The sequence below is a fragment of the Bacteroides sp. AM37-9 genome (genome assembly GCF_003603455.1).
GTDB lineage: Bacteria > Bacteroidota > Bacteroidia > Bacteroidales > Bacteroidaceae > Bacteroides > Bacteroides xylanisolvens.
Genome location: NZ_QTNF01000019.1, coordinates 1 through 15,921 on the forward strand (window position 1 = coordinate 1; position 15,921 = coordinate 15,921).

A 15,921-nucleotide genomic window follows, 5' to 3' on the forward strand; every position below is an offset into this window, starting at 1 on the left:
ACACACCAGCCACAAGCCCTGAAAGGGCGGAACTGTATACAATTATGCCCTTTTAGGGCGCAAATTCAGATTGTCGTTTTTACGTAGGGCGTTGCCTTACGCTATATAATTAAGCCCTTTCAGGGCACTCCGCAAAATTATCATTTAGTTCATTTCAGTACAGTTTTACTCCAATTCAACTACTGATTCGTATAAACCTGTGTTTGAATACTATAATATATCTGTTCCGTCCTTCTATCAGCACACCGGCGTCAGCCCCATCTTCTTAGCCCGCTCCAGCATGAAAGCATGAGCAGCCTCATATTCGTTCGGAATCACTCCATCCAAGATAGCATCCTTTATAGCACTTTTCAGAACACCGACTTCACGACAAGGTTCCAAACCGAAAATCTCCATAATTTCTTCTCCGCTCACGGGTGGCTGGAAGTTACGGACACGGTCTTTCTCCTCCAAATCCTTCAGCTTTTGTCGAACCAACTGGAAGTTATTCAGGAAACGCTGCTTACGTTCCATATTCTTGGAAGTAATATCCGCTTCACAGAGCATCATCAAGTCGTCAATGTCATCTCCCGCTTCAAAGAGCAGACGGCGTACAGCCGAGTCTGTCACCACATCATCCGCGATAACAATCGGACGCATGTGCAGGCTAACCAGCTTCTGCACGTACTTCATCTTCTCATTCATCGGCAACTTCATCTTGCGGAAGATATGCGGAATCATCTTTTCACCGATAAAATTATGATTATGGAACGTCCATCCCGCTTTCGGTTCCCAACGTTTCGTGACAGGCTTGGCAATGTCATGCAGCAAAGCAGCCCAGCGTAACCAAAGGTTATCAGTCTTCTTGCTGATATTATCCAGCACTTCCAATGTGTGATAAAAATTATCCTTATGCGAACGTCCGTTCCGTGTTTCCACTCCCTGCAAGGCAGCAAATTCCGGGAAAATCAACGGCAGCAAACCGCTACGTTCCAAATCAATAAAACCTTTTGAGGGAATCGGAGACAGAATAATCTTATTCAGTTCGTCCGCAATACGTTCACGGGAGATGATTTCAATCCGTTCTTTATTCCGGCAAAGCGATTCGAAAGTATCATCGTCAATGTAAAAGCCCAGCTGCGTAGCAAAACGGATGCAACGCATCATGCGCAAAGGATCATCGCTGAAAGTGATATCCGGGTCGAGCGGAGTGCGGATTGTCTTTTCCTTCATATCCTCCATGCCTCCGAACGGGTCTACCAGTTCGCCGAAACGTGCCTTATTGAGACATACGGCAAGAGCATTGATCGTGAAATCACGACGGTTCTGATCGTCTTCCAGCGTACCGTCTTCAACAATCGGTTTGCGCGAATCCCGTTGATAAGACTCCTTACGCGCACCTACAAACTCTACTTCCGTACCTCTGTATTTTACTTGTGCTGTTCCGAAATTCTTGAAAACAGAGACATGAGCACCACGTCCCAACCGTTTTCCAAGGGCTTCTGCCATTGCAATTCCACTTCCTACAACTACTACATCTATATCTTTAGAGGGACGTTGCAGAAAAATATCACGAACGTAGCCACCTACCACATAACACTCCATGCCGAGCGCATCGGCCGTTTCGGCTATCTGTCCGAAGATGGGTTCGCTAAAATGCTGCTTCAATTCCTCTTGAGTCAACTCTATCATTCTTTTTAGTTATAAGTTTTGAGGGGACAAAATTACAAAAATAAGGGATATATTTGTATTTTTGCCGCTAATAAAGTGAATGAAGAACAGAACGATGAACAGTGAATGGCAAACGGACACTGCTTCTTCATATAAATAATAGAACCAGTAAATAGAATTTGTGATGAAAAAACTGATTATCCTCTTTTGTGGTACGCTGGCATTAGCTGCCTGCGGAAATGGCCTTGAGAAAAAAGCCAATGAAAAACTGATGGTTGCCAAGGCTGCCTACGAACGTGGCGACTATGAAGAAGCTAAGTTACAAATTGACAGTATCAAGATTCTGTATCCCAAAGCGTTCGAAGCACGTAAGGCAGGACAGGCACTAATGCTTGATGTTGAAACAAAAGCACAGCAAAAAACACTTGCTTATCTGGATAGCGCCTTTCAGGCAAAAACGAAAGAATTCAACGCCATCAAAGACAAATTCACACTAGAAAAAGATGCCGAATATCAACAAGTAGGCAACTACCTCTGGCCTACACAGACCATTGAGAAAAACATGCACCGTTCATACCTCCGCTTCCAAGTGAACGAGCAAGGCATCATGAGTATGACCTCTATCTATTGCGGTGCCGGCAATATCCACCACAACAAAGTGAAAGTGATTGCTCCTGACGGCAGTTTTGCCGAAACTCCAAGTTCCAAAGACAGCTACGAAACGACCGATATGAACGAGAAAATAGAAAAAGCTGATTACAAACTGGGAGAAGACGGTAATGTAATCGAATTCCTACATCTCAATAAAGACAAAAATATCCGTGTGGAATATATGGGCGACCGTACCTATAAAACAACGATGAGTCCCACCGACCGACTAGCCGCAGCCAATGTTTATGAATTAGCGCAAATCCTCTCCGCGATGGAACAGATTAAAAAAGAACAAGAGGAAGCTAACCTGAAAATCGGATTTATCAATAAGAAAAAAGAACGGAAGGCACAGGAGGAAATTACCGATTAATAAAAAGGAAACTCCATTTGGCAAAAAGAAAACGATCTGTGCGGAAATGAGATAAATGATTTTTTTATTTTTAGACATAAGAACAAAAGAACATAAAGGCTGCGCTTTGAAAATTATTTTTGTTGCTTATTGAACTGCTATTTTATTTCTTGTTCTTTTGTTCTTCTGTCTGAATTATATTCCCATTTAACTAAAAACCGTCAAAAGAGAAGCTATTTAGCAGAAAAAACCTCGGTCAACAATAAAACTGACGGGAATAGTTGTTATTTTTCATAAACGACAACTATTCCCGTCAAATGTATAATAAACCTCTTTATTCTCTGCGCGGAAGAAAAGGCGTTTCCTGGTATGGAGAAAAGGCGTAGTCTGCCATCATAAAACGGCGTAGCCTGGTAAGCAAAAACGGCGTATCCTCCACATCCTTATTTTACCCTTCTATTCAATTGATTATTAGCCTTTTCCCGTTTTGATTTTCCAACCCGTTTTCCGGTTGCCTTCTTTTTACCGGCTGCGGACTTTGTCTTTCCGACGAAAGGATTGTTATTTTTTTTGATTGGCATAGACAACACTTATATAAACAGTACTTATATCTGATTCTTGTTCTCTTATTCTCCTTCGTAATATTCGCCCAAAAACCAGCGAGCCACAAAATCCCAGTTTTCCTGCAACAGTTCCTTTCCGTTCTCAAACGGGAACTGTGCTTCCGACAACAGCTCATGTTCCATTCCATATTTCAACAAATCAAACGGGCACAAACCTTCTTCACAAAACAGTTCGTATGCTTCCTCTTCTGCCAGTTCAGCATTGTAAAGCGGGTTGCGTTTGTCCGCAAAATATGGGGCCACATCAGGACCGATCAACAGACCTTTCGGATTGGCGAAAACCACGAAGTTATCAAACTCTTTTAAATCAGGCAACAGAGAATCTTCTTCATCCTCCCACTTCAATGATTGCACAAAGAAAAATTTCAGCGCATCGTAAGAGTCGAAGTACAAAAGCGGTTCACCTTTACTTGCTTCAAGGAAACGCTCAACGTTGGCAGGCATTTTTTCTCCCGGCAAAGCTATCGGTAGAGGCATTCGCTTCTTTTGCATCAATTCCGTTTCCAGCAGCCAGTCGGTCGCAAGGTAATCACTGATAGGAGCCAATTCGAACGCAGCATCCAAACGGTTGTATAATACATCTGCAAACTCCAGCAAATCTGCATCCATCGGGTTCTCCACTCCGTCAAAATCATCACCGATCGGTGAATTGATTGCCCACAAAAGGAAAACAACATCTTCACGATTGATTTCGTCCGGCAGATATTCGTCCGTCAACGTGTAGAAAGGCAGGTAACGTCCGTAGTTTTCCTGATGCCAGTGGATAAATTGACGCCAGTTTCCTCCGTCTGCCACGCAATCTTCCAAGTATAAAGCACACGTCAGAGCCACTTGCTTCTGGTCTTCTTCCATGTCTTTCCCACCATATATATACGATTCAGCCACCAAAGGCAATAGCTGATTAGCAAAATCCAGATACCATTCATCCGTATCCACCGCTTTTACACGGCCGTGAGCATCCAGCCATGCCTTCATATAAATTTTCTGTTGTTTCATACTACAAACGTTTCAAAGCCAGTTTGATAACCTTTTCTACCGGAGCATCCGGTTCTTCCTTCAAGATAGCCAACACCACCTTTTGCGAAGGTGCGGCAGCAAAACCGAGCATTGTCAATGCAGACACCGCCTCTTCCTGCACTTCCGCATTGGCAGCTTGCAGCAACAGACCTGCGGAAGCACCTCCGCCGGCAGGCCCACTCATCGTTTTTATCTTATCTTTCAGGTCGACAATCACCCGTTGCGCAGTCTTCAGCCCGATACCTTTCACCGTTTTCAGCATATTTGCGTTTTCGGTGCTGATTACGTTCACCAGTTCGGCAGGTGAGAGCGCCGAGAGAATCATACGTGCCGTGTTCCCCCCGATTCCGGAGACGGAAATCAACAACAGGAAAATCTCCCTCTCCTGCTTCTCGGCAAATCCGTAAAGCACATAAGCGTCTTCCCGAATCGCCTCGTGAATATATAACTTACAGTTTTTCTTTCCCTGAATAGCCGAATAGGTATTCAAGGATATATTGGCGGCATATCCCACCCCGTTACAGTCAATCACTGCGGTTGCCGGACTTAGTTCGGCAAGTTCGCCTCTAATATATTCTATCATAACAGGGACAAAGATAAAACTTTCTCACCACAGATTACACTGATTTTCACAGATTATTCTTTTGTACATCAGATATGAAGAATATGAAAAAAATAAAAATATTAAAGCGAATGAACCAAAGTTAGTAGTAAATTGTTTACTTTTGCAAGCAAAAGAAAGAAATTTGTTCATTAAAACCAAGAAAAGAATGAAAAAAGTAAGAGCTGCCATCGTTGGTTATGGTAACATCGGACATTATGTACTGGAAGCGCTTCAGGCGGCACCTGATTTCGAAATAGCCGGAGTCGTTCGTCGTGCAGGAGCAGAGAACAAACCGGAAGAGTTGGCAAACTATGCAGTAGTAAAGGACATAAAAGAGTTGGGGGATGTAGACGTAGCTATTCTTTGCACGCCAACCCGCAGCGTTGAGAAATATGCAAAAGAATATCTGGCAATGGGGATTAATACGGTAGACAGTTTCGATATCCACACTGGTATCGTAGACTTACGCCGCACACTGGATGCTGCTGCCAAAGAACATAAAGCCGTATCGATCATCTCTGCCGGATGGGATCCGGGAAGCGACTCCATCGTACGCACCATGCTCGAAGCGATTGCTCCGAAAGGAATCACTTACACCAACTTCGGTCCGGGTATGAGCATGGGACACACAGTAGCCGTAAAAGCTATCGACGGGGTGAAAGCCGCTCTTTCCATGACTATTCCTACCGGCACGGGAATCCACCGCCGCATGGTGTACATCGAACTGAAAGACGGATATAAATTTGAAGAAGTAGCTGCTGCCATCAAAGCAGATCCTTACTTCGTGAATGATGAAACACACGTGAAACTCGTTCCGAGCGTGGACGCTCTATTGGATATGGGTCATGGTGTAAATCTCACTCGCAAAGGTGTATCCGGCAAAACACAGAATCAGTTGTTCGAATTTAATATGCGCATCAATAACCCCGCACTGACAGCACAAGTGCTAGTATGTGTGGCACGTGCTTCGATGAAGCAACAGCCGGGATGCTACACAATGGTAGAAATTCCTGTTATCGACCTTCTCCCCGGCGACCGTGAAGAATGGATCGGACATTTGGTATAATATATTTTATACATAAAATAAAAATTAAATAGAGAAAGGCGATACACCTTTCTCTATTTTTTTTATCTTTGTGAGCATACTACAAAAAACACAATAATGAGAAAACTATTCATTCTCTGCGCATTTCTATTGCAATATCTGTTGCCTGCTTACCCACAACAAGCCACAACAGCCACCATAGAGCTCAATCTGAAATATGGAAAACCTTCCAAAGAAGAACTGTCTCTCACCTCTTATGCCCCGGACACCACCGCCACGGCCATTTATCTATTCCATCAGGGACAAAGTGATTTCATCTACCACGACGGTTTTCAGCTGACTACCGAGCACTGGGTACGCATCAAAATTTTAAAACCGCAGGGAGTGTCATACGCCGATGTTTCCGTTCCTTACTACTCTCCTACCGATAAAGATGAAGGACAGGAAAGGGCCAGTGACATAGAAGGCTGCTCCTACAACATGGAAAATGGAAAATGTATCAAAACACCCATGAAGCGGGAATCCATTTCTTTCGAGCGAATCAACAACCTGTATAAAATGCTAAAATTCTCTCTGCCTGCCGTCAAAGAGGGGACTGTCATCGAATATCACTACAAACTCTACTCCGACTATTTTTCACATATCGACAACTGGATGATGCAAGAGGAACTTCCTATGCTCTACAACCAATACAAAATCACAATCCCTCATGTGTTCGTCTACAACATCGAACTCCGAGGAAAGGATTACATACAAGTGAAGCAAAGAGATTCCTCCATTCATGCCACGGAACGTGACGGGTCCGGTGCAGGGGGAGTCAGCAAAGACTTCACCGTTTCGGCACAGGAAACCACCTTTATCTCACGCAACCTTCCGGCTATCCGACAGGACGAATCCTATTGCTGGTGCCCGGAAGACTATAAAGTACAAGTCAGTTTCGACCTGCAAGGAACCCAATTCACACCCAATGAATACAAGCCATACAGCCAGAAATGGGAAGATGTAGATCACCAACTGCTAAAACCGGAAAATACACAGTTCGGCAAATATCTCTCGCTCACCAACCCTTTCCGTCCCGAAACCAAACAAGCCTACAACAGCGAAATGAATTTCGAGGAGAAAATCATCTGCGCCTTCCAGGTACTCAAAAAGAAAATGGCCTGGAACGGACGGTATCAGCTCTACAGTAAAGAACTCGAAAAGGTTATCAAGAAAGGAAGCGGCAGTAATGCCGACCTCAATTTTATCCTTATCAGCATCCTGAAAGACTTCGGACTGGAAGCCTATCCGGTGGCTATGAGCCGGCGTTCATCAGGCATACTGCCCTACAACTTTCCTTCCCTTCAAAAACTGAATACATTCATTGTCGCCGTCTACGACATAACCAAACAGAAATATGTATTTTTAGACAGCTCCATGGCTGTACCCGCCCTCAATATATTGCCACTCGACTTAGCTGTAAACAAAGCACGCATACTTTCCCTCAAAGAGAAAGAAGATAAGAAATGGGTGAACGTGATGGCTCTTTCCGACAATAAAAGTTTTATGAAGATTGATGCCCGAATAGAGGGAAACCAAGTGAAAGGACATCGCAGCACGGTTCTTTACGGGCAGGAAGCCATCGAATATCAGACGAATGAGAAGCATAAGCAAGACAGTCTCGTTTCGAATCCTAAAAACAATGTCAGCCAGAAAGAGAAACTCACTTTCACCAACCTGAAAGTGAAAAAACAAGAAAATGACTACGCACTGATAGAAGAAGAGTTCGACTTCGTCTTGCAAGCCGACCGGACGAACGATCACCTTTATATTAATCCGATGCTCTTTCCGCAATTGAAAAATAATCCGTTTATCCAGACGGAACGGGTACTTCCCATCGAATTCCCCTATCCGTACAAGTTCACGATGCTGTCTACGCTGACTCTCCCCGATGGCTACGAAGTGGAGGAGCTACCTCAATCACAAACTATCCGGTCAGAAGGAGACGGATTACAATGTAAATATATGATCCAGAAACAGGGAAATACAATCCTGCTCAATTATGTATTCCACCTGAAAGGATACATATTCCTTTCCGAACAATACAAACAGCTACAGGAGCTCTGGACCAAAGTGATCGAAAAAAATAATGCACTAATCGTACTCAAGAAAATATAAACTCTACCTGTTAATAGAATGATTCGTTCCAATCACTCCATCCTAAAGCAAATAATACGTCGGGCATTCAGCCTGTCCGGTGTCCTTATTTGCCTAAGTCTGCACACACAGACAGTGCGTGCACAGGATATTCTCAAGGATGCCAATTCCATTATCGTGGAAGCACGCACAGAGGTTCTCTGCAAATCCATGACTCAATCCATAGAAAAAGAGAGCCTGACAATCACTGTTCTCAACCATAGGGGACTGGATGCAGCACATTTCTTCTGCGGGTGTGACATGTTCCGTTCTTTGCAGAAATTTTCCGGAGAGATCATCAATGCCGGCGGACAAAGTGTACGCAAGATAAAGAAAGGCGAACTTCAGAAAAGTGAATATAGTTCTTCGCTTAGCACGGACGATTATTTCTATTATTACGAATGTAATTATCCGACATTCCCTTTCACAGTGAAATACGAATGGGAGGTGAAGTGCAATAACGGATTGATCGGCTATTCCACCTTTATACCGCAGGCATACCCCAACCAAGGGGTGGAGAAAGCAACTTACCGTATCGAGCTGCCTGCAGGACAAGGATGCAGATACCGTGAGCTGAACACGCAAGGAAAAAAAATCCAAGTAAAAGAATCTACCGGAGCCGACGGGCACCAAGTGATTGAAGCCACCGCCTCCAAACTCTCTCCCATCGTCAAAGAACCTTTCGGGCCGGATTTCGCAGAACTGCTTCCACGTGTCTATTTTGCGCCTTCCGCCTTCAAGTATGACAAGTCGGAGGGCGATATGAGCAGTTGGCAAAAGTACGGAGAGTGGCAATACCGATTGCTCGACGGGCGCGACCTGCTCACCGAACCTTTCCGCGCCAAGCTGCACGAACTGACAGCCAACTGCGCCACCGACCGGGACAAGGTGAAAGCCATTTATGATTATCTGGCAAAAACCACCCGCTACGTCAGCATCCAACTGGGTATCGGAGGTTTACAGCCTATTGCTGCTACCGATGTCTGCCGCACGGGATTCGGTGACTGTAAGGGATTATCCAATTACACTCGTGCCATGCTGAAAGAATTGGGGATTGCTTCTACTTATACAATTATCAGTACCACCAACGAACGTTTGTTACCGGATTTCTCCAGTGCCAACCAAATGAATCACGTCATTCTGCAAGTTCCGCTTCCACAAGACACGCTTTGGCTGGAATGCACCAATCCGTCGCTTCCATTCGGTTATGTTCACCAGGATATTGCCGGACACGATGCTTTACTAATTGAACCGGACGGTGGCAAAATGTGCCGCCTGCCCACTTATCCCGACTCGCTGAACACGCAGCACATCGCTGCCGACATCACTCTCTCCCCCACAGCAAAAGCACGGATAGAAGTGAACGAAGTCTCCCGGATCTTCCAATACGAAAATGAAGCAGGCATCGTCTATCTGGAACCTAACAAACAGAAAGACCGCATCCGCTCGGGCATCCACTTGTCTCAAGCCGATATCCGGAATCTGCAAATCAGCGAATGTAAGGAGACAAATCCATCCATCACTTTCCGCTACACTGCCACCAGCAATCAATACGGTCATAAGACGGGAAACCGCTTGTTTATCCCCGCCAATGTGTTCCGAAAAGAATTTAGTGTTCCTCCTCTGACGAAGCGCACTTATCCTATTCATATCGACTACGGCTACACAGATACAGACAGTATCCGCATCCAACTGCCGGAAGGCTATGTGATTGAAGGACTTCCGAAACCACTTGACGTGAAAAGCAAGTTTGGCAGTTTTCATTCCGACATTCAGGTGAAAGATAAGAAAATATGCATCGTTCACCGATTGTTCATGTCTAAAGGGGTTTACAGTCCGGATGAATATGCGGCATTTCTTGATTTCCGCAAGCAAGTAGCCGGGCAATACAGTGGAAAAATCATTCTAAAAAAAGAATAAGGGGGGGGGAACGCTTTACGGAAAATAAAGTATCTTTGCAACTCAATATTTTTTATGACTTAACAATTCAAAAAAGGAACATTGAAGAACAAACGATACAATAATATAGAAGAATGGGCAAATACCCTTAGCCATGGAATAGGTATTCTGCTTGGAATCGTGGCCGGATATTTATTATTGGAAAAGGCTTCCGAAAATATAGAACCGCAGTGGGCAGTTGCTTGTGTATCTGTCTACTTGGCGGGGATGCTTTCTTCTTATGTCAGTTCTACGTGGTATCACGGCAGCCGTCCGGGAAAGCTGAAAGAGCTGCTCCGTAAATTCGATCATGGAGCTATCTATTTGCACATTGCCGGAACCTACACTCCTTTTACCCTGCTTGTTCTGCGGCATGCCGGCGGATGGGGATGGGGAATTTTTGCTTTCGTCTGGCTGTCGGCTATCGCCGGTTTCATTCTTAGCTTCAAAAAACTGAAAGAACATAGTAATCTCGAAACGGCTTGTTACGTAGGTATGGGCGCCTGTATATTGGTAGCCATGAAACCTTTGTTAGATCATCTGGGAGAACTGGGAGCCACTACCGCTTTCTGGTGGCTGATTGGCGGAGGAGTTTCGTATATCGTGGGAGCTGTTTTTTATTCGTTGCGCAAACCATATATGCATGCCACTTTCCACTTGTTTTGTCTGGGAGGCAGCATCGGGCATATCATTGCCATCTGGCTGATTCTATAAGGAATAGTAGGGACAAAAAAAAGGCTATCTATCCCAGACAGCCAATCTTTGTTAACCTTAAATCTAATACTATGAAAAACACAGTACAAAGATACGGACTTTTCGGTTATCTCCAAATTTTCGGGGCAAAGCAGCCTAACTTATAACACGGTTTAATAAAAAGCAGAGGTTCGTTAACGTTTAACGCAATAAAGTTAAAAATTAACGAATCGTTTATTAACTATTTAAATGATTGAAGGCTGTTGAAGAGACTTTTCTCATCTAAAGAGACTCTTCCCATCCGAAATTGAAACGAACAAACAAACTGATTCGCTGATTCGTTATATATAGAGAAACTTAAAACAATTTTAGAGCATAAACTTATGGACTGGGAAAATCATCTTATAAAGCACCTGCAATGGTCGGACTCCATTATCAACCGGGAAGCCAAAGAACACGTAGCCCGTGAAATTGCCGCCACGGCAAAAGACGGAGATGTGATAGGAGCCGGCTCCGGCTCTACAGTCTATCTAACTCTGTTCGAACTGGCGCGACGGATTCGTGAAGAGCACTTGCATATTGAAGTGATTCCCGCCTCTCAAGAAATCTCGATGACTTGCATACAGCTAGGCATCCCACAAACTATCCTTTGGAACAAGCGCCCCGACTGGACATTTGACGGAGCGGACGAAGTAGACCCGCAGCGAAACTTGATTAAAGGACGTGGCGGAGCTATGTTCAAAGAAAAACTGCTCATTAGAAACAGCCGCAAAACGTTCATCATCATCGACCCCAGCAAGCGCGTCAATCAGTTGGGAAATAAATTTCCCATTCCGGTAGAGATCTTTCCGGACTCACTAACTTATGTAGACCATGAGCTGCAACGACTGGGTGCATCAGAAATCGTCCTGCGTCCTGCCCACGGCAAAGACGGGCCTGTCTTTACAGAAAATGGGAATTTCATCCTCGACACTCGTTTTAACTATATTGATTCTTCGCTCGAAGAACAACTCAAAACCATTATCGGTGTCATAGAGAGCGGCCTTTTCATAGGTTATGATGTCGAAGTTATCATGGCAGAGTAAAACAACGTAAACTGGAAAATCGCATTTTGTAGGGAAATGAATTTATTTACCACAGAGGACCCAGAGGTGAATCTTGTTCATGCCTGTACGGTTCTGATTCTTTTCATTTATATACCGTAATGCATTGTTTTAGCCTATTCTAACAAGGGTATATTCTCACTGCAATGAGAAAAAGTTCTCATTATAATGAGTATTTCTTCTCATTGCTATGAGTATTTTTTCTCATAGGGATAAGTATAGTTGAGAAATGCATTTCCCACAAAACACAGATATTAAAACGTCATCAAACATATTTATTTTTATTCAAAGCCGAATGATAGTTAAAATAATAGTGAAAACACTGGGAAATTCATTAAAAATTCGGGTAGAATATTACCCCCCATCTCAAAATCAATGAGAAAAAGAGACTACTAAATAAACAAGAACAGATAAAGGAAATTTCAATAAAAGAAACCGGAAGAACCGGACAATTTGCGAAAATAGAAACAAAATAACTGAAAAACAATAAGATAGAAGAAGAAAACACGAAAAAACAGGAAGAAAAAAGATCAATAAGTCTTAGCAGAACTTGGTACATTTGCGATTGTAAACTTACCGTCAATATCAGTGATAGTACCAAGGGTAGTGCCATTCACCAATATTGAAGCACCTACGACAGGTTGTCCATCTTCTTCAGAAGTAACCAAACCGGTAACTCTGGATGTCTGCGCTGTCATCAGACCTATACCTATAAAAAGGAAGGTCATTAAGAACATCAATTTTCTTTTCATAAATTCTCTCTTAAATTTAACCTATAAACAGATTTTTTGTCTCTAACAGGTTGCAAAGATAACACTAATTATGACAAACCGGAAAAAGTGTTACGTATTTAACTAAAAAGTATTATTTTGCAAGCTCCCATCTAGTAAAAACCAACAAACTATAACTAGAAATATTCAATTTAATATATTTTAAAATAGAATTTCTATCATAAAGATAGCGTCTAAAAAGATGTTTTCAAGATAAAAAGAACATTATTTCCTCCCAAATGGTATCTTTTTATCATTTTACATCTCCCAAAAGACTAAAGAACTATTAACAATGATGAAAACTGAAACGACCATGTACCAAGTTCTGCTAAAACTTTGCGCATTTCTTATGTAGGAATGATTTCGCAGGACGTTTCCATCAAACCGGGAGTAATAAAAGTCGTATTAAAAAGTGACGCGAAAGCACTGGATGAGGTTGTAGTGACAGCCATGGGTATCTCGCGTGAAAAGAAAGCACTGGGTTACGCCGTTCAGGACGTAAAATCAGATCAGCTGACGCAGGCTGCCAACTCCAATCTGGCAGGAGCGCTGCAAGGTAAAGTATCCGGTTTGGACGTTAAGCCTTCAAGTGGTATGCCAGGAGCTTCTTCACAGATCACCATCCGTGGTGCACGTTCCTTCTCGGGTGACAACACTCCGCTTTACGTTATCGACGGAATGCCGGTAACCAGTACGCCGGACGTTAGCACAGACATACAGAACAATGGTAGTGTGAGCGGAGCCGACTTCGCCAACCGTGCGGTAGATATCGACCCTAATGATATTGAAAGTATCAACATTTTGAAAGGACAGGCTGCTTCTGCACTTTATGGTATCCGTGCTTCTAATGGTGTGATTATCATCACAACCAAAAGTGGTAAAGGGCTGGAAAAAGGCAAACCACAGGTTAGCTTCTCTTCTAATGTCAGCTTCGATGTAGTCGGTCGTCTGCCGGAATTCCAGAAAACATACGCACAAGGTTCGGGTGGAGTATTCAGCACTACTTCGGGAACGTCTTGGGGACCTAAGATTTCCGAACTTCCAAACGACGCAACGTATGGAGGTAACACGGATAACGAATACACGCAGAAGTTCGGTAAGCAACAGGGAAAATATTATGTTCCCCAACGTGCAGCAGCCGGTCTTGACCCGTGGGCTACTCCACAGGCGTATGACAATGCAAAAGACTTCTTCGACACAGGAATCACCTGGAGCAATTCATTGAATGTAGCGCAGATGCTCGACAAGAGCTCCTACTCTATCTCATTGGGAAATACACATCAGGACGGTATTATCTCAAGCACTGGTATGGACAGATATAATGTAAAGGTTAGTGCTGACACGAAACTGACCAACAACTGGAGTTCCGGATTTACAGCTAACTATATCACTACTTCTATCGACAAGGCAGTGACTTCCGGTAACGGTCTGTTAAGAACGGTTTACGCAGCTCCTCCCAGCTATGATCTTGCCGGTATTCCAAGTCACGTAGACGGTAACCCGTACACACAGAATTCTTTCCGTGGTAGCTTTGACAACGCTTATTGGGCGATGGAAAACAACAAATTCACAGAAGATACCAACCGTTTCTTCGGAAATGTATACGCAAGCTATCAGACTGATTTTGGTACAACCAACCACAAGTTGAACGCAAAATACATGGTCGGCGTGGATGCTTACACCACTCACTATGTAGACAGCTACGGATACGGTAGTAATACCGGTGGCGGTCGCGGACAGATCGAAAACTACGGCTGGACGAACGCTACATACAACTCTTTGCTGACCATCAACTATGACTGGCGCATCAACGAGGACTGGGGATTGAATGCTGTATTGGGTAACGAAATTATCCAAAGTAACAGAAAGAAGTATTATGAATATGGTACGAACTACAACTTCCCGGGATGGAACCACATCAACAACGCCACTACTCAACAGACAGAGGAAGAGACGTGGAAAAACCGTACAGTGGGATTCTTCGGTAACGTATCGGCTTCTTACAAAAATATGCTTTATCTGACCCTCACCGGACGTCAGGACTACGTATCTAATATGCCACGTAACAACCGTTCGTTCTTCTATCCTTCTATTTCGGCAGGCTTCATCCTGACGGAACTGGATGCATTGAAAAACAATGTTGTTAATCACGCTAAATTGAGAGTATCTTATGCGGAAGTAGGACAAGCAGGGGATTTCCTCGAAAACTACTACTCAACTCCGACATACGGAGGTGGTTTTTACACACTGACTCCGATCATGTATCCGATGAAAGGTACTACTGCCTATACTCCGTACTACACGATTTTCGACCCGAAACTGAAACCGCAGAACACACGTTCGTATGAAGTGGGTACTGACGTGAACTTCCTCGATAATTTAATCACATTCAGTTATACGTACTCACGCCAGAATGTAAAAGACCAGATTTTTGAAGTGCCTTTGGCTTCTTCTACCGGTGCCAGCAAACTGCTCACCAACGGTGGTAAGATTCATACCAACACGCACGAATTCACTCTCGGCTTCAACCCCATCCGAACGAAGAATATCAACTGGGATTTTGCATTCAACTGGACGAAGATCGATAACTACGTAGATGAACTGGCACCGGGTGTAGAAAATATCTCTCTGGGTGGTTATGTTACTCCGCAGGTACGTGCTTCGGCAGGTGAGAAATTCCCTGTAATCTATGGTGTAGGTTTCAAGAGAGATGAAAACGGTAATCGTCTGGTAGACGAAAACGGTCTTCCTATCGCTGGTGAAGCACAGGTAATCGGAAAGGTTTCTCCGGACTTCCTGATGGGTTTCAACACCACATTACGTTTATGGAAGTGTACAATCAGCGCAGTACTCGACTGGAAACAGGGTGGCCAGATGTACAGCAGAACAACCGGACTGGCAGACTACTACGGTGTCAGCAAGAGAACGGAAAACCGCGAAGGTACCATCATCTTCGACGGATACAAAACCGATGGAACTAAAAATGATATCGCTATCACAGGTGCAAACGCACAACAGGTATTTTACAGCCGCCTGAACGATATTGACGAATCTTCTGTATATGACAATTCTTTCATCAAACTGCGTGAAGTGGCTGTCAACTACAAAATTCTTCAAAAACGTTCAATGGAACTTTCTGTAAACGCATTTGCCAGAAATATCCTAATCTGGGCTCAATTGCCTGACCTCGATCCGGAAGCCAGTCAGGGTAACAACAACATGGCAGGAGCATTTGAAGATTATTCAATGCCGCAGACAGCTAGTTTCGGCTTTGGTTTCAACATTAAATTTTAATCTGCAAGA

General features: G+C 43.8%; 10 protein-coding genes and 1 pseudogene. 7 read left to right on the forward strand and 4 right to left on the reverse strand.

Going from position 1 to position 15,921, the window contains the following annotated elements:
• Positions 1-237: 237 nt before the first annotated feature.
• Entirely contained in the window at positions 238-1,671 is a 1,434-nt protein-coding gene (locus DW862_RS14155) for a CCA tRNA nucleotidyltransferase (protein ID WP_008641195.1), read from the reverse strand.
• Positions 1,672-1,834: 163 nt separating this feature from the next.
• On the opposite strand from DW862_RS14155, the gene DW862_RS14160 reads away from it, so the two are divergent.
• The gene (locus DW862_RS14160) at positions 1,835-2,671 is read left to right on the forward strand and encodes a hypothetical protein (RefSeq protein WP_055236483.1); all 837 of its coding nucleotides are present in this window, start codon (positions 1,835-1,837) and stop codon (positions 2,669-2,671) included.
• Positions 2,672-3,276: 605 nt separating this feature from the next.
• Here the strand turns inward: DW862_RS14160 and DW862_RS14165 are convergent.
• Both DW862_RS14165 and ruvA read right to left on the reverse strand, forming a co-directional pair.
• Positions 3,277-4,269: a DUF3843 family protein gene (locus DW862_RS14165; protein ID WP_120068910.1), complete on the reverse strand. Its 993-nt coding sequence runs from the start codon at positions 4,267-4,269 to the stop codon at positions 3,277-3,279.
• A 1-nt stretch (position 4,270) separates the two neighbouring features.
• Complete coding sequence (gene ruvA, locus DW862_RS14170; protein ID WP_120068915.1) at positions 4,271-4,873, reverse strand: Holliday junction branch migration protein RuvA; 603 nt, start codon at positions 4,871-4,873, stop codon at positions 4,271-4,273.
• 187 nt (positions 4,874-5,060) lie between these two features.
• Between ruvA and DW862_RS14175 the strand changes: the two genes are divergently transcribed.
• The 5 genes from DW862_RS14175 (at position 5,061) to rpiA (ending at position 11,830) form a co-directional block, all read left to right on the forward strand.
• Positions 5,061-5,960, forward strand: coding sequence for a diaminopimelate dehydrogenase (locus DW862_RS14175; protein WP_055236482.1), 900 nt, complete (start codon positions 5,061-5,063; stop codon positions 5,958-5,960).
• Between the two features lie 96 nt (positions 5,961-6,056).
• Complete coding sequence (locus DW862_RS14180) at positions 6,057-8,096, forward strand: DUF3857 domain-containing protein (RefSeq protein WP_120068920.1); 2,040 nt, start codon at positions 6,057-6,059, stop codon at positions 8,094-8,096.
• 18 nt (positions 8,097-8,114) lie between these two features.
• Positions 8,115-10,034, forward strand: a complete 1,920-nt coding sequence (locus tag DW862_RS14185) for a transglutaminase domain-containing protein (RefSeq protein WP_120068923.1) — start codon at positions 8,115-8,117, stop codon at positions 10,032-10,034.
• An 81-nt stretch (positions 10,035-10,115) separates the two neighbouring features.
• On the forward strand, positions 10,116-10,766 hold the full coding sequence (locus DW862_RS14190) for a hemolysin III family protein (protein WP_049702131.1): 651 nt from the start codon (positions 10,116-10,118) through the stop codon (positions 10,764-10,766).
• 362 nt (positions 10,767-11,128) lie between these two features.
• Positions 11,129-11,830 (forward strand): ribose 5-phosphate isomerase A, encoded by a 702-nt coding sequence (gene rpiA, locus DW862_RS14195; protein WP_120068927.1) that lies wholly within the window; start codon positions 11,129-11,131, stop codon positions 11,828-11,830.
• A 548-nt stretch (positions 11,831-12,378) separates the two neighbouring features.
• Here the strand turns inward: rpiA and DW862_RS14200 are convergent.
• Positions 12,379-12,600, reverse strand: coding sequence for a carboxypeptidase-like regulatory domain-containing protein (locus DW862_RS14200; RefSeq protein WP_008024747.1), 222 nt, complete (start codon positions 12,598-12,600; stop codon positions 12,379-12,381).
• Positions 12,601-12,942: 342 nt separating this feature from the next.
• Between DW862_RS14200 and DW862_RS14205 the strand changes: the two are divergent.
• Positions 12,943-15,912 (forward strand): annotated as a pseudogene (locus DW862_RS14205) (SusC/RagA family TonB-linked outer membrane protein); the annotation flags it as partial.
• Between the last annotated feature and the right edge of the window lie 9 nt (positions 15,913-15,921).

Bases quoted from the DNA above. Each gene is read 5' to 3' on its own strand.
- DW862_RS14155 (WP_008641195.1), bottom strand. From the start codon at position 1,671: ATGATAGAGTTGACTCAAGAGGAATTGAAGCAGCATTTTAGCGAACCC.
- DW862_RS14160 (WP_055236483.1), top strand. From the start codon at position 1,835: ATGAAAAAACTGATTATCCTCTTTTGTGGTACGCTGGCATTAGCTGCC.
- DW862_RS14165 (WP_120068910.1), bottom strand. From the start codon at position 4,269: ATGAAACAACAGAAAATTTATATGAAGGCATGGCTGGATGCTCACGGC.
- ruvA (WP_120068915.1), bottom strand. From the start codon at position 4,873: ATGATAGAATATATTAGAGGCGAACTTGCCGAACTAAGTCCGGCAACC.
- DW862_RS14175 (WP_055236482.1), top strand. From the start codon at position 5,061: ATGAAAAAAGTAAGAGCTGCCATCGTTGGTTATGGTAACATCGGACAT.
- DW862_RS14180 (WP_120068920.1), top strand. From the start codon at position 6,057: ATGAGAAAACTATTCATTCTCTGCGCATTTCTATTGCAATATCTGTTG.
- DW862_RS14185 (WP_120068923.1), top strand. From the start codon at position 8,115: ATGATTCGTTCCAATCACTCCATCCTAAAGCAAATAATACGTCGGGCA.
- rpiA (WP_120068927.1), top strand. From the start codon at position 11,129: ATGGACTGGGAAAATCATCTTATAAAGCACCTGCAATGGTCGGACTCC.
- DW862_RS14200 (WP_008024747.1), bottom strand. From the start codon at position 12,600: ATGAAAAGAAAATTGATGTTCTTAATGACCTTCCTTTTTATAGGTATA.